Source organism: Haloimpatiens massiliensis (genome assembly GCF_900184255.1).
GTDB lineage: Bacteria > Bacillota > Clostridia > Clostridiales > Clostridiaceae > Haloimpatiens > Haloimpatiens massiliensis.
Window position 1 is genome coordinate 327601 of record NZ_LT854640.1, and the last position, 15042, is coordinate 342642.

A 15042-nucleotide genomic window follows, 5' to 3' on the forward strand; every position below is an offset into this window, starting at 1 on the left:
ATAATGAAAAACATTTTGTTTTTATGTGGTCCAAATGGAATAGGAAAAACTACTATTTGCAAAGAAATTATTAAACAATTGCCAAATTCAGCTTATGTTGATTCTGATCCATGTAGGGTGATGAATCCGTTTGTTTTAAATGATGACACCATACCTACAATCGCAAAGAATATTAGCGATTTACTTATCAATTATTTACAATGTCCTATTGTTAATACTGTTGTTTTTTCATATGGTTTTCATGGACGAAGAAGAGAAGTGTTTCAAAGGGTCCTGTTAGAAATTTCCAAAAACGAACATGACTTTATTCCTTTTTTACTTTGGTGTAGTGAAGAGGAAAATATCAATAGAATGAATGCTGATAACAGGAGTACTAATCGTATTAAAAGAACTTTGAATGAATCTCGAAAAGCTTTTGACAGTGTAACTTATCCTAAATTAGATATAACTAATTTGTCTGTTTCTGAAGCTGCAAAAACTATAATTACTAAAGCAAAATTATAAGTAGCTTCGAATGACAAATTTGTAGAGTTAGATTAATATATAAATATATCCAAAGGCTCCATTTTCAATATTACAGTTGATTTATATAGTGTTTTATGAATTAGATTGTGTTAGTAGTGCTTAAATATGTACAGTTGTAGGAAATAATGGTATTATATTCATAAAGAGTGTTACATAATAGTAAAAAAGTGTGAATTACCATTATTTATATTAGGGGGAGGTATTATTATGGATTTTAGGAAGGTTTTTGACAGCATTCCTGAAAAATTTGATAAATGGAGAACCCGTTATTGTGATGAACTTTTCGCCGATGTTATAGAATACTCAAAGCTGGATTCTGGCAAAACAGCTCTTGAAATTGGTCCCGGAACAGGCCAGGCTACTGAATCGATATTGAAAACAGATTGTTCGTATTTGGCTATTGAACTTGGCCAAAATCTTGCAAAGTATACAAAAAATAAATTTAGTTCATATGATAATTTTAAAATTGTAAATGCTGATTTTGAAACATATGATTTTGGGTATCATCAATTTGATTTGGTTTATTCAGCGGCAACAATCCAGTGGATACCGGAGGAAATCGGCTTTCCAAAAGTTTATGATATATTAAAAAGCAATGGAACATTTGCGATGATGTTAACTAGAACAGATGAAAAAAGTGCTAATGAGCCATTATATTCGAAGATACAGGAAATATACTCTGAATATTTTCATCCAAAAGCAGAATATACATGCAATTTAAATTACAACAATACTGAAAAATATGGCTTTACTGATATTGAATGCCGTCATTATCATAAAACAAGAGAACTTAACGCTGATGAGTATGTTTCATGGATAAGTACACATGCTTGTCATATAACTCTGCAGGAACCGTATAAATCAAAATTTTACGCAGGCATCAAGGACGCTATTTTAAGTTTTGGTAATAATATAAAGCTTTACGATACAATAGTTTTGTATTTGGCAAGAAAGCCATAACCTCGTAGTATAAGCATAATTTGAAGTTCACTATCTTCTTAAGTTATGACATAACACTAATATAAAGTAAAAGGGTTTCATCATGAAATTCTTTAAATTTTTATAAATAGAAAATTATCTATATTTTAATAGTTTCAAATTCATAATTCCTATGAATATTGGAACCTTTTTTCAACAATCCCTCTCCAATATTTCTGTTGGTTTATATAAATATTTTATGTGTTAGGCTGTGCTGTAAAGTTTTAAATATATACAATCATAGAAGATCAGATGTCATCAAGAGTTGCATACATACCACAGGTGAAAATGAAACAAATCGAAAGTCATATATTAATAAGCTGAAAGGGCTTACAAACTATTATCACAAAGATATTAGGGCACATTCAAATAAATACCAAGTCAGTATGCTAGTCTATTTTGCGTCATACTGCGTCAGCAGAACCCACCGATAGTTCTACTAGCGGCGGAACCTGCTTCCTTGTCTGACACAAAATATACCAGCATCTTTCACTTGTTATTTATTTTCATGTACCTTATGCTATAAGTGATGATGGGGCTATCTTGATTGAGAGAAAAACTAATCAATTTGAAACATTTGGAAATGTGCGGAAAAATTCTTCCAATAATGTGGAATTTGAAAATAATCAATAGTCGAAGTAATACGTAACATTCTTATATTGAAATATAAATATTACCAATGGTTCAATAAATAGTAATTTGTTGAAGTTAACTTTGGAGGTATAGAAATGATTGAGGTTGGATTTGCTACAGTTTCAGATTTTTTATCTTGGATGGAATTAGTGCGGCTTGTAAGTTGGAATTTCCCCGGACTTGAAACAAAAGAAAATATGTTAGAATATGAAAAAACATTGTTTAAAAATATAAATAGACAAAGTGCTATTTGTGCAAAAGAAAATAGTAAGGTCATTGGAATACTAATTTTTTCTGTAAAACATAATATGCTTTCTTGTATGGCTGTTCATCCAGAGTATAGACGAAGAGGTATTGCTTGCCAAATGATATCTTTAATGTTTACCAAGCTTGATATTACGAAAGATATAACAGTATCTACTTTTAGAGAAAATGATGAAAAAGGAATTGCTCCTAGAGCGTTATATAAAAAATTAGGATTCGTTGAAGATGAACTTATTGAAGAATTTGGCTATCCAAATCAAAAATTTATTTTATATGCAAAATGATCATACTAAGAACATTAATAAATTCCAATTTACAGAGTTGAAGTAACATAATTATATATTAAGGGATAGCATATTCTTCTTAAGCTATAATATTAATTTAAAGTAAATGGTCTCTCATCATGAGGCCATTTAAATTTTTATCTACCGCCTTTCATATTGGAGCCTTTTCCAAAGGGTCTTTCTCTAATATTACAGTTGGTTTATATAGGGGTTTTATGAATTAAGTTGTATTAATAGTGATTAAAATATGTACGGTTGTAGGAAATAATGGTACTATGTTTATGAAGAGTGATACATAACAGTATAAAAAGAGGCGTAAAACAATTCAGTAAATAGTAATTTGAAGGGAAGGTTTACTATGGGAGAATTATCAAAACTACCTAATATTGGAAAAGAAGTTGAAAGGCAGTTGAATAAAGTAGGCATATTTACTTATGATGAATTAAAAGATATTGGCGCAGAACAGGCTTGGCTGAAAATACAAGAGATTGATGCTTCTGCATGTATTCATAGACTATTAGCACTGGAAGGTGCAATTCAAGGTGTTAAGAAAACAGCCTTACCACAGGAACGAAAAGCAGACCTAAAAGATTTTTATAATTGGAAAAAATGTAAATAGTAAATTTGAAAGTGGGGTGTTAAAATCAGAAGAGAATTAGGAATTGCGCGTTGTGGACTTGCTTGTTGTCTGTGCTCAGAGAATATAAAATGTTCTGGTTGTAATTCAGGTGAATGTCCAGATAAAGAATGGTGTGAAAATCGTAAATGTTCTATTAAAAAAGATATAACTGCTTGTTATTTATGCAAGGAAGAATGTCATAAGGGGTTATTAAACAAAATAAAGCCTTATGGATTTACTTTATTTATTAAGAGATATGGAATTGAAGAGCTTCTTGATTGTTTAGAGAGAAATGAAAAAAAGGGAGTAGTATATCATAGAGAAGGAATAAATGGAGATTATGATGATTTTGATAATGTTGAAGAACTAATATCTTTCATTAAATTTGGGATTCTATAAATAGTAATTTGTAGGTGAGTTCTAAATGATAAAAATTAAACTAGATGAAAAAATAGGCATGTTTTTGAAATCGTGTATTATCTGAAAGAATATATACCACAGAAATATTTTGATAAATATGAACAATATATTGAGATACATTTTCTTGAAGATTTATTTACTCAAGATCTAAAGATTAAATTTTTAGAAAAACAACATAACATATGGACGATACATTTTGATTATGAGTATGAGGGCAAGAAATTTGCAATGGTATTGGATGAGGGTTATGGTAGTATTTCTTTTTTTACTGAAAAAAGAAATGATAGAAAAGTGATAGCAGAATATTTGGTATCACTTATTGAAAAGTTTAAGCGATAAATATATTATAATTTATTAAAATCAAATAGTAATTTCAAGTGCAGATTATTTATATAATTTTTTAAAAAACCATTGACTTTGACGTCGTGTCGTCCATTACAATGATTTTAGAGAGGAGGGGCGAGAATGAAATTGATGAAAATCAGTGAGGTAACTAATACCTTTAATGTTTCGACAAGAATGCTCCGGTATTATGATGAAATTGGGCTTTTGCCCAGCAATCGCATGGAAGGTTACGCTTATCGAGTTTATGACGAGTCTGCTGTAAGACGTCTGCAACAGATACTTACATTGCGAAAACTGCGTATCCCGCTAAAAAAGATTGCTTTGATTTTAGAGTGCCCTGAGCAAATGAAAATTGTCGAAGTATTTCATGAAAGCATGAATGAACTTGATGATGAGATATCGGCGCTTCAAACGATACGAGATATTTTATGTATGTTCATCACACGATTAAACACATCGGCACATACCAATGTCAAGCTCGACATGTTCAATGATGCTGAAATTATGAGTGTCATTCAAACTCTCAGCCTTTCTAAAATCAATTTTAAGGAGGAACGTTCAATGGACGACCTTAATAAAGCAAATGAAACTTTATCAACCTTAAAGAATGTGCGTATTATTTATTTGCCTCCATGCACTGTTGCAGCAAGTCACTATTTTGGTGAAAACCCAGAAGATAATGCCTGTAAATCTTTGGATGAGTTTATCAGAAGAATTGAACTTCAAAAAATGAAACCCGATTTGAGAATGTTTGGATTTAACAATCCATGTCCAAAGGGTAACGAAACATATGGATATGAATTTTGGGTGACCATACCCGAAGAGTTAGATGTGCCAGCACCGCTTCAAAAGAAGAATTTTGTTGGTGGACTGTATGCAGCGCATTGTATCAAAATGGGCAATTTTCATGAATGGCAGCTTCTTGGCAAATGGGTTGAAAATAGCACCGAATATGAATATGACGCGCGCGAGCCGTTTGGAATGGGCGGTTGCTTGGAAGAACACCTCAATGCATATTCATACTTTGCGGATAATGAAAAAGCGGAGAGGTTTATTCAGCTTGATTTGCTTACACCTATAAAGGCAAAATAAATATCTATGTTCTCACATTTTGAGCATAACGCAAAGCTGACAAATTCTAATTTGCAGAATTAAATTAATATAATTATAGCTTAAGGTATAGAGTATCCTTCTTAATCTATAATATTAATCTAAAGCGAAGGGGGTCTCATAACGAGACCCTTTAAATTTATATAAGTAAAAAAACATCTAAGATAAATCATTGGAAGAGTGTATAAAATTATATATCATTGACCATATTTTCTAATAGTTTTATTGAATGATTAGTAGCATCTAATCGTGTCCTAATTCCTAAAGGGCTCCTTTTCAATATTTCAGTTGGGTTAGGTTATGTAGTAACGCTCAAAATATGTACAATTAAAGGAAAGGATGGTATTATATTTATGAAGAGCACCACGGAATAGTATAAAGCTGTTAAATATAGATTACTTATATAATCCACAGGCAATTAGTAATTTGAAGTAAAGATTATTTATATAACTTTACATAGAGCAGGGGAGGGGATCTATATGGAATTAAGGAAAGTAGATTCGAAAAATATCTGGAAAATAATCCAATTATCCGTAAAGGACGAACAATCAGATTTTGTAGCTACGAATACGGAAAGCATACTGGAAGCGTATACCGCCATTACTTCGGGCATTGTTGCGCTACCGTTTGGAATCTACCACGAGAACACCTTGGTTGGTTTTATTATGTTTGGGTATGATACCATAGGCGACGAAGATGAACCTAACATTGCTGCAGAAAATTATTGTATTTGGCGCTTTATGATTGATAAGGCATATCAGAAACAAGGCTTTGGGAAAAAAGCGATGCAGGCAGCAATTGATTATTTGCGAAGTTGGCCATGCGGAAAAGCAGAATATTGCTGGCTTTCTTACGAAACTGATAATGTAGGAGCGAAGGCACTTTATCATTCCTTTGGTTTTGTCGAAAACGGCGAAATGGACGGGGAAGAAATGGTGGCTGTTTTGAAGCTTTAAAATTAGTATATATTTGCATTGGATTATGAGCATAATCTCCAGACAAATTCAAATTTAAGGTTGATTATTATAAATGGGAATTTTATTTACCAAAGGATTTGCCTCATTTTTGCTGTGGATGTAAAAATTGTTTTTTTAAAGGTGAGCAGTTCTGTCCTCACGCAGAGTATGTTATGCCTATCTGGAACGCTATTTTGAATGCTGATTTGCTTATATTTGCGTCTCCGGTTTATGCACTAAGAACTACTTCGCAGATGAAAACTTTACTTGATCATTTGTGCGTGCATTGGATGGTACATAGACCTGATGAAAGAATGTTTAACAAAAGAGCTGTGATTTTGACAAATGCTATAGGGATATTTAATGGTGGAGCACAAAATGACATTGCAACAAGTCTATCTTGGCTTGGCGTCTCGGATATTAAAAAGTTGGGCATAGGATTACTTGAGGGTGTTATTTGGAATGAACTATCCAATAAGCGTAAAAATATTATTATAAGAAAAACGAAAAAGGTTGCTGAAAAATATAAAAAAACCCATACAGCACATAAGGGAATAAAAGTAAGGATTAAATTTGCCATCACTAAAATGATGCATCAGGCTATTGCCAAAAAAGAAAGAATATTATCGGTTGATAATAAGCATTGGGTGGATAAAGGATGGATAAAGATATAAACGATTATTTTTAGATTGCTTGTGAGTAAATCTGTGATCGTAAAATTCCAATTTGTAGAGTTAAATTAACATAATTATAACTTAAGGGATAGTGTATCCTTCTTAAGCTATAATATTAATCTAAAGCAAAGGATTCCTCTCCAATATTTCAGTTAGTTTATATAGGAGTTTTATGTATTAAGTTGTGTTAGTAATGCTTAAAATATGTACAGTTATAGGAAAAAATGGTATTGCGTTTATGAAGAGTGCTACATAACAGTAAGTCATTGCGAAGAAAAAGTTAGTATTTATCAGATAGTGTAAAGTGAAATATGAAAAAGCTAAGTTTAAAAATGTTTTGCCCGAAGGACGCAGAATAATAAAATACTTTGTGATTTGAAGATGAAATAACGAATTTTAGGCATGACAAAAAATCCTTTTGAGTGAAGGAAAATTTTTGATATTAGTAATCTCTACATTGAGTTATTCACGTAGTGGTTAATAAATATCCCATATTTACTTTACAACTAAATTAAGCAGAATTTTCAGTTTGCATCTTTAATATTGTTTGTTGACCAAGGTAAATAAGTAATTGCCACTTAGCAGGCATATTGCCCGCATTAGTTAAAATATCTATCTCATTTAGTGGCTTCCAGTAGTTATAAGGATGAGGACGTAGAAAGTTATAATAGGCAACCCAAAGGGAAACGCCATAAAGTGCACCATTCTCGCTTCCATAACCGCAGGTAACGCGATAAGAAGACTTGAAGGTGCGGTTAAGCCGTTCTACTACTTGCTTTACCCAACGAAATTCGGTGGATACAGCATCATTATTGGTGAGTCCGATAACTTGAGTAACATCAAAGTCCCAGCCATTAACGAGTTTACACTGCTGACTTGCAAGAGGGTAGGCACTATAGCCATCTGCAATGAATTTTAAGGCTTTATTAGGGAAGTTTTTAAACTTCTCAAAAGCCATACGCATAGCGAGGATACATGGACCTACAGCACGAGTATCGGATACTTGGTAGCCAAGAATAGACTTTTTACAAGCATCCATGATAATCCAAACATAATGCTTTATGCCTTTTNTATCACTTGGAGGTATAGTTATGGCTATAAATACTTTTAGATGTGGGATAGATGAAATAAAATATATTAATGATGCAATTGGTAGTGTTAAAGATGAAGAAGATTCATGTTTTTTTAACAAAAGAGCAATAAAAAAGTTTTTATTAAATGATGATAATTGGTTCTATGTTGCAACAATTGATGAGAAAGTGGTTGCTTATGCAATTGCTTATGTCCAAAGGCGACTTGATACCATGAAAAATATGATTTGCTTATATGAAATAGGTACATTAAAATGTTATAGAAAAATGGGACTTGCTAAAAGAATAATTAATAAAATTATAGAGGATGGAAAATTAAATGATGTAATGAAAATATGGATACCAACAAATATGAGTAATGAAGCAGCATGTGCATTATATAGAAGTATTGGAGCAGAGGAACCAGAAATAAAAGATGAAATTATCTATAATTATAGATATTGAGTAAATTTGTCAAATATCTTGTTACGCAATGTTCTTAAGTTATTACATAACACTAATATAAAGCAAAATGGTCTTATCGCAAGAGCATTATTTTATATAAATAAAAAATCATCTCAAGAAGCTTAGCAACCAGAAAAAGTTTTTCGCACCACTACAACCTTTTTCTGGGGGTACACCAGGGGTCGTGACATAAACTGGAAGTTTATGTTTGCTAAATCCCTACAATAACTTTACGCTAACTTAATAGAAATTTAATACTTATATATTAAATTATACCATAAATCATGGATTTTCGCACAACCTGCCAGGGGTCGTCACACGGCCGTGACACAGACTGGAAGTTTAGGATTGCTAACATGTTATATGTATCAAAAAATAATTATTCTACAAAAATGTTCATTTTTTTGAATGCAACATAAATTTCTTTGTTTTTTCTTAAGTCTTCTTGAATTTTATTACTATTTTTAACAATAGCAATAGTATCTTTAGACACATCCTTAATCATATATTCATGTGGAAAGCATGATTTCATTGGACTAAGGCACATTTAAATAACAAGTCAGTATGCTAGTCTATTTTGCGTGATACTGCGTCAACAGAACTCGACGATAGTCATACTAGGGGCGGAACCTGCTTCCTTGTCTGACACAAAATATACCAGCATCTTTGACTTGTTATTTATTTTCATGTACCTAATAGGAAATTCCCCACAATATATTCTTTTACCATTAACTGAACTTAATAATTTAAATGCAAATAAATGTTTGGTATAATAAAGTATATGGCTAGTACAACTGTAAGAAATTAAGAATTGTAATATGAATAATTTGGGTAACAAGTAGAGTAAATGAGTATTAATAACAGTTTTATATTTTGAATTATTTTAGAATAAGGAGTTAAAAAAATATGGTAAAGATAATGTTTATATGTCATGGTAATATTTGTCGCAGTCCTATGGCTGAATTTGTATTTCGTCATATGGTGGAAGAAAAATGTCTTTTGGACAAGTTTTATATAGCGTCATCTGCTACCAGTAGAGAAGAAATAGGAAATTCTGTGCATTGGGGTACAAAAAATAAGTTATGCGAAGTGGGAATTTCTTGTGAGGGAAAGACTGCAGTTCAACTTACTAAAAAAGATTACGAAATGTATGATTATATTCTTTGCATGGAAAGGTATAACATTAAAAATGCTTTACGCATCGTTGGAGATGACAAATACGGAAAGATTTATAGATTACTTGATTTTTCTATTTGTCCTCGAGATATTGCTGACCCTTGGTATACAGGTAATTTTGATGAAACCTATAAGGATATTAAAGAGGGATGTGCTGCACTACTGGAGCATATTTTGAAAACAAAATTTTAAAAAAGTTTAGCATTTTCATAGTAATAATTTTCTTTTGAAACTGTAAAAAAGATAAAATGCTGAAATAAAATTTAAAAAATTTACCGCATAATTTAGTAAGCAAGAGTATAAGTGGAAGGGAAAGAAGATAAATGAATTTTGTAGCTATAGATTTTGAAACTGCTAATGAAAAAAGAAATAGTCCATGTTCTATTGGCTTGGTAGTTGTTAAAAATGGTGAGATTATAGAAAAAGTATATCATTTAATAAAACCTAAGGAAATGAGATTTATGCCAATAAATATTGGGATTCATGGAATAAGACCTCATATGGTTAAGGATCAATTAGAATTTGATAAAGTTTGGGAAAAAATTAAACACTATTTTAATGATAATTTAGTCATAGCTCACAATGCTTCATTTGATATATCTGTATTAAGAAATACGTTAGAACTTTATGATATAAAAATGCCAAGCTTTAAGTATATATGTACAATGAAACTTTCTAAAAATTTTTACAGTAACATTGATAATGCAAGACTGAATACAGTAAATAATTTTTTAGGATATGAGTTTAAGCATCATGATGCTTTAGCAGATGCAATGGCCTGCAGTAATATCTTACTTAATATATCACAAGAATTAAATTCAAAGAATATCAATGAAATATCAAAATTACTTGGAGTTACTTTAGGATATGTAAATGAAAATGGATATAAATCATCTTCAACTAAAGGAAGAATTTTTAGAAAATCTAATAAACAACCTTCAAGAAAAAACATAATAGAAAGCTTTAATTTTACTGCATTTAAAGATGAGATTGTTGTATTTACAGGAAGATTAGCTTCCATAACAAGAGATGAAGCAATGATATTAGTTAGAAAGCTTAGCGGTAATGTTGGAAGTTCTGTAACTAAGAAAACAACATGTATAGTTACTAATACAAAAGACATAGAGAATTTAAATAGGGAAGAGATGAGTAATAAGCTTAGGCGAGCAGTAGATTTAAAGAAAAATGGACAAGTTATAAAGTTTTTAAATGAAGAAGCATTTTTTAAAAAATGTAGAGGTAAGTAGAAGTAATATGATTTAGCTAAAAATTAGAAAGGATTTTGATAATGGATTACGTAAAATATATACGGGATAGAGTTGGACATGATCCAATAAATCTAACAGGAGTAAATGTACTCATCATAAATAAAGACAACAAAGTTTTACTTCAAAGAAGAGGGACCTTTCCATACAAGTGGGGTCTGGTCGGGGGTATTACAGAATTAGGAGAAGCTTTGGAAGATACCGCTATTAGGGAGGTAAAAGAAGAGAGCGGATTAGATATTAAGGACTTAAATTTACTTGGAACTACCTCAGGGGAAAATTGTTATATAGATTTTCCTAACGGTGACAAGGCATATTTTTTAACTGTAGTATATTTTACTAAAAATTTTAGTGGTACATTGAAAATAGATGATTTAGAAACTAAAGAATTAAAATTTTTTAGTTATGAAGAATTACCTGATAATATACCGAATAGCCACAGAATAATGCTAAATAAATATTATCTTAAATAAAAGTTTTTATTTTATGAAAATTTTATGAATTTAGATAGGCATTAAACAGTATAATAACACTTAAAATAAGATAATATTAATGTAAAAATATGTGATACAATAACATATATATATAAATTTAGTTATTATTTAAACTATTAAGAATATTTTTTAAGGATGGAATTTTAAATGAGTGAAAATATTAATAATATTTTATATGAGGTATCTAAGCTCTATGAATTAGATATTGATATGGGTAATTTCAATAAAATCGGCAATTCTAACAATGTTATTTATGAATTTCAATATAAAGGAGAATATTTTATTTTAAGAATTACAAAAAAGTCCATAGAATATTTATCAAGCTATGAAGAGGAAGTAGATTTTATTGATTATCTATCTAAAAATAAAGTTATGGTATCAAAAGCTATTTCATCAATAAATAATAAATTAGTTGAGAATATAAACTTTAACAATTCACATTATATAAGGCACATTCAAATAAATAACAAGTCAGTATGCTAGTCTATTTTGCGTCATACTGCGTCATCAGAACCCACCGATAGTTCTACTAGCGGCGGAACCTGCTTCCTTGTATGACACAAAATATACCAGCATCTTTGACTTGTTATTTATTTTCATGTACCTAATTTCAATTTTTGAAAAAGCTCAGGGGCATGCTCCCTTAATAAATTCAAGAGAAGAGTGGAATAGCACATTATTTCATAATTGGGGTCAAACTATGGGGCAGATTCACGCTTTATCAAAAGAATATAAATTTACCAAGAGAAAACAGTGGAATGAAGATATTTATTTCACAGGTGAATATAGCATTTCTATAGCAGATAAAAAAGTCCTTGATGTATGGAATAAAATTGTAAGTAAATTAAAAGCTTTACCTAAAGATAAGGATTCTTATGGATTAATACATAATGATTTTCATCAATATAATTTTTTTATTAATAAAGACAATAAGTTAACAGTTTTTGATTTTGATGATTGCTTATATAGTTGGTTTATCTATGATATAGCTATTGCATTTTATCATGTAGTAGCTTGTGTACCGGCAAATGAATTGCAAAATCAGATTAATTTTGCATGGAGCTTTATAGGAGCATTTTTACAAGGATATACAAAAGAGAATGTAATTGATAGTTATTGGATTGAAAAAATTCCTTTATTTTTAGAATATAGAAGGCTATGTTCATATATGTTCTTCGTAAAAATGTGGAGTCAAGAAAATATAGAGCCATGGCAAAAAGAGTATCTTGAAAGAATGAAATATAATATAGAAAATGAAATTCCTTATATAGAAATGGATTTTAAAATATTAAAAGAAAAATAGGATTAGGGGAAAAACCGTGGATTTTACGAATCTTACTGAGATTATTGTAGCAGGGTCTGAAGCTGATGTTTAATGTTGAACAAGTGGTAAATATTATTATAAAAAATAATTCGTTAAAAACTATAAAATTAAGAATAGTACAAATTCTAATTTAAAATTAAGTATTATAAATAGTAATCTGCATGAGAGGTGAGTGGGCCATTATGGAATATATGGAAGTATTAAATAGCATATATGAACCTATATGTAAACAGTGTGAATATATTCAAAATAATTTAAAAAATAATGGATATGTAACTAAAAAAGGTTTTTATAATAATCATTCGGTGAGAGATAAAAGTGGTAATTGGATTACTGAGTATTTCCCTATTCCTGTAATAACAGTAGAACAACTCTGTGATATTTGCATTGATATGGAATCTATATGTATTGAAACGAAAATGAAAAGGGAAAAAGCTATTGAATATGATTTTAGTCGATTGTTGAGGTATAAATTTGAAGTGTACGGCATTGATGAATATTTAAATGATTTTTACAATGCTACTTTAATGGTTGAAGATATAAGAAAAAGAATTGAGATTAGTGAAGAAAAAGAAATTGGAATAGAATTTGAAATAGAAAAAGGCTATATAAATGATATAATACAAATTATTAATGAATTAAAAGAACTTGAAACCTACATATAGATTTCAATTTGTAGGGTTGAAGTAACATAATTATAGCTTAAGGGATAGAGTATCCTTCTTAAGCTATAATATTAATCTAAATCAAAAGGGTCTTGTCACGAGCCCCTTTAAATTAGTATTTGTAAGTTAGTTGAACGGGAAGTTTGCACTTGTTATGGTATCATGTGCTTTAAAAGTATGGGAAAAAAGATTATAATGTGAAGATTGTTTATATAATGTTATGATAAGGAAGATGATAATGATTTATTTAAATGTTTTTATATTTCCAAACGATGATATGGAATTTGATTTTTTTATGGAGGAAAAAAGGACGTGCTACGATTCGTTTTATCCATTTAAGATATTATCAAAACATGGTTTTGAAAGAATTGATTTTGAGCCAGTTACCATTTTATATGGTGGAAATGGTTCAGGAAAATCAACGGCATTAAATGTGATAGCAGAAAAAATAGGAATCACTAGACAGGCTGTCTATAATAAATCTAATTTCTATCAGGACTATGTCAATATGTGTGATATGGAGATTGAAGAGGATATTCCTAAAAATAGTAGGATTATAACAAGTGATGATGTATTTGATTATATGTTGAATATACGTAACCTCAACGAAGGGATTGACCAAAAACGGGAAAAACTTTTTGAAGAATATTTGGATGCGAAATATTCTCATTTCCAAATGAAGTCTATAGCAGATTACGAGCAACTAAAAAAAGTAAATACAGCTAGAAGTAAAACACAGTCACGGTTTGTGAGAAATGAATTGATGGATAATGTGAGGGAATATTCAAATGGAGAAAGTGCATTTCGATATTTTATTGAAAAAATTGATGAAAATGGATTATATATACTGGATGAGCCTGAAAATAGTCTTTCTCCAAAACGTCAGATGGAATTAATGAAATTTATTGATGACTCTGCACGATTTTTAGGCTGTCAATTTATTATATCCACGCATTCACCATTTCTACTTGCTATGCACGGAGCAAAAATATATGATCTTGATGAAGATCCAGTTGATGTGAAAAAGTGGACAGAATTGGAAAATGTGCGTACATATTATGAATTTTTCAAAAGATATGAAAGCGAGTTTTGATGTTGTCCGGCACTTGTACCAAATTACTTACAGTGCTATAAGGCACATTCAAATAAATAACAAGTCAGTATGCTAGCCTATTTTGCGTCATACTGCGTCAGCAGAACCCACCGATAGTTCTACTAGCAGCGGAACTTGCTTCCTTGTCTGACACAAAATATACCAGCATCTTTGACTTGTTATTTATTTTCATGTACCTAATACACAGGAAAAATTTAATTATTTTAAATTTAGGGGGAGATACATATGAAGAAGATAGAAGTAGTGGCAGCGATTATAAAAAATCATGATAAAATATTTGTTACCCGTCGTGGTTATGGTGAATTTGAGAACCTTTGGGAGTTTCCAGGTGGAAAAATAGAAACGGGAGAAACGGAGGAAGAAGCTCTTCAGCGTGAAATTAAAGAGGAACTAGAGTTAGATATCTGTATAAATAAATATTTAACTACTGTTGATTATGATTATTCAAGTTTTCATCTTACAATGCATTGTTTTATATGCAATGTATGTGGTGGTGAATTGCATTTAAACGCCCATAATGATGCTAAATGGATAACCTTAGAGGAAATAGACAAGCTTCCTTGGGTACCAGCGGATTTATTAGTCATTGAAAAACTTAAGGAAATATAAAATAAATTTAAAAGAAACTAAGGAAATCTAAAAGAAAAAGCATTACATTACC

The 15042-nt window shown here is 30.4% G+C and carries 18 protein-coding genes and 1 pseudogene; 17 read left to right on the forward strand and 2 right to left on the reverse strand.

The features are described 5' to 3' along the window. The first annotated feature begins 3 nt into the window (after window positions 1–3). The 8 genes from C1715_RS09720 to C1715_RS09760 all read left to right on the forward strand — a co-directional run bounded on the left by C1715_RS09720 (window position 4) and on the right by C1715_RS09760 (window position 6808). The gene (locus C1715_RS09720) at window positions 4–504 is read left to right on the forward strand and encodes an ATP-binding protein (protein ID WP_102400302.1); all 501 of its coding nucleotides are present in this window, start codon (window positions 4–6) and stop codon (window positions 502–504) included. 228 nt (window positions 505–732) lie between these two features. Beyond that, entirely contained in the window at window positions 733–1485 is a 753-nt protein-coding gene (locus C1715_RS09725) for a methyltransferase domain-containing protein (RefSeq protein ID WP_102400303.1), read from the forward strand. A gap of 746 nt (window positions 1486–2231) precedes the next feature. Then, a complete protein-coding gene (locus tag C1715_RS09730) occupies window positions 2232–2684 on the forward strand; it encodes a GNAT family N-acetyltransferase (protein ID WP_102400304.1) in 453 nt (150 codons plus the stop codon). A gap of 358 nt (window positions 2685–3042) precedes the next feature. After that, window positions 3043–3303: a TfoX/Sxy family protein gene (locus tag C1715_RS09735; protein WP_102400305.1), complete on the forward strand. Its 261-nt coding sequence runs from the start codon at window positions 3043–3045 to the stop codon at window positions 3301–3303. A 471-nt stretch (window positions 3304–3774) separates the two neighbouring features. Then, complete coding sequence (locus C1715_RS09745; protein WP_102400306.1) at window positions 3775–4062, forward strand: hypothetical protein; 288 nt, start codon at window positions 3775–3777, stop codon at window positions 4060–4062. A 126-nt stretch (window positions 4063–4188) separates the two neighbouring features. After that, window positions 4189–5160 (forward strand): MerR family transcriptional regulator, encoded by a 972-nt coding sequence (locus tag C1715_RS09750; RefSeq protein ID WP_102400307.1) that lies wholly within the window; start codon window positions 4189–4191, stop codon window positions 5158–5160. Window positions 5161–5657: 497 nt separating this feature from the next. Continuing rightward, entirely contained in the window at window positions 5658–6134 is a 477-nt protein-coding gene (locus tag C1715_RS09755) for a GNAT family N-acetyltransferase (RefSeq protein WP_102400308.1), read from the forward strand. A gap of 98 nt (window positions 6135–6232) precedes the next feature. Continuing rightward, window positions 6233–6808 carry a flavodoxin family protein gene (locus tag C1715_RS09760; protein ID WP_242971938.1) on the forward strand — a complete coding sequence of 192 codons (576 nt, stop codon included), beginning with the start codon at window positions 6233–6235 and terminating at the stop codon, window positions 6806–6808. A gap of 511 nt (window positions 6809–7319) precedes the next feature. Here the strand turns inward: C1715_RS09760 and C1715_RS09765 are convergent. After that, window positions 7320–7877 (reverse strand): annotated as a pseudogene (locus C1715_RS09765) (transposase); the annotation flags it as partial. 22 nt (window positions 7878–7899) lie between these two features. Here C1715_RS09765 and C1715_RS09770 point away from each other — a divergent pair. Continuing rightward, the gene (locus tag C1715_RS09770; RefSeq protein ID WP_180964045.1) at window positions 7900–8343 is read left to right on the forward strand and encodes a GNAT family N-acetyltransferase; all 444 of its coding nucleotides are present in this window, start codon (window positions 7900–7902) and stop codon (window positions 8341–8343) included. Between the two features lie 379 nt (window positions 8344–8722). Here the strand turns inward: C1715_RS09770 and C1715_RS19400 are convergent, their stop codons facing one another. Then, window positions 8723–8875 (reverse strand): hypothetical protein, encoded by a 153-nt coding sequence (locus tag C1715_RS19400; protein ID WP_180964046.1) that lies wholly within the window; start codon window positions 8873–8875, stop codon window positions 8723–8725. Window positions 8876–9249: 374 nt separating this feature from the next. Between C1715_RS19400 and C1715_RS09775 the strand changes: the two genes are divergently transcribed. From C1715_RS09775 to mutT, 8 genes are all read left to right on the forward strand, one after another. Further along, window positions 9250–9711 carry a low molecular weight protein-tyrosine-phosphatase gene (locus C1715_RS09775; protein ID WP_102400310.1) on the forward strand — a complete coding sequence of 154 codons (462 nt, stop codon included), beginning with the start codon at window positions 9250–9252 and terminating at the stop codon, window positions 9709–9711. A gap of 131 nt (window positions 9712–9842) precedes the next feature. After that, complete coding sequence (locus C1715_RS09780; RefSeq protein ID WP_102400311.1) at window positions 9843–10766, forward strand: exonuclease domain-containing protein; 924 nt, start codon at window positions 9843–9845, stop codon at window positions 10764–10766. Window positions 10767–10807: 41 nt separating this feature from the next. Continuing rightward, window positions 10808–11257 carry an NUDIX hydrolase gene (locus C1715_RS09785; RefSeq protein ID WP_102400312.1) on the forward strand — a complete coding sequence of 150 codons (450 nt, stop codon included), beginning with the start codon at window positions 10808–10810 and terminating at the stop codon, window positions 11255–11257. Between the two features lie 168 nt (window positions 11258–11425). Then, window positions 11426–11761: a hypothetical protein gene (locus C1715_RS09790; protein WP_102400313.1), complete on the forward strand. Its 336-nt coding sequence runs from the start codon at window positions 11426–11428 to the stop codon at window positions 11759–11761. Between the two features lie 115 nt (window positions 11762–11876). Continuing rightward, on the forward strand, window positions 11877–12581 hold the full coding sequence (locus C1715_RS09795; RefSeq protein ID WP_146005385.1) for a phosphotransferase enzyme family protein: 705 nt from the start codon (window positions 11877–11879) through the stop codon (window positions 12579–12581). Between the two features lie 203 nt (window positions 12582–12784). After that, window positions 12785–13267 (forward strand): DUF3201 domain-containing protein, encoded by a 483-nt coding sequence (locus C1715_RS09800; protein ID WP_102400315.1) that lies wholly within the window; start codon window positions 12785–12787, stop codon window positions 13265–13267. A gap of 238 nt (window positions 13268–13505) precedes the next feature. Next, complete coding sequence (locus C1715_RS09805) at window positions 13506–14360, forward strand: AAA family ATPase (protein ID WP_102400316.1); 855 nt, start codon at window positions 13506–13508, stop codon at window positions 14358–14360. 246 nt (window positions 14361–14606) lie between these two features. Beyond that, a complete protein-coding gene (mutT, locus tag C1715_RS09810) occupies window positions 14607–14990 on the forward strand; it encodes an 8-oxo-dGTP diphosphatase MutT (RefSeq protein WP_102400317.1) in 384 nt (127 codons plus the stop codon). The last annotated feature ends 52 nt before the right edge of the window (window positions 14991–15042 follow it).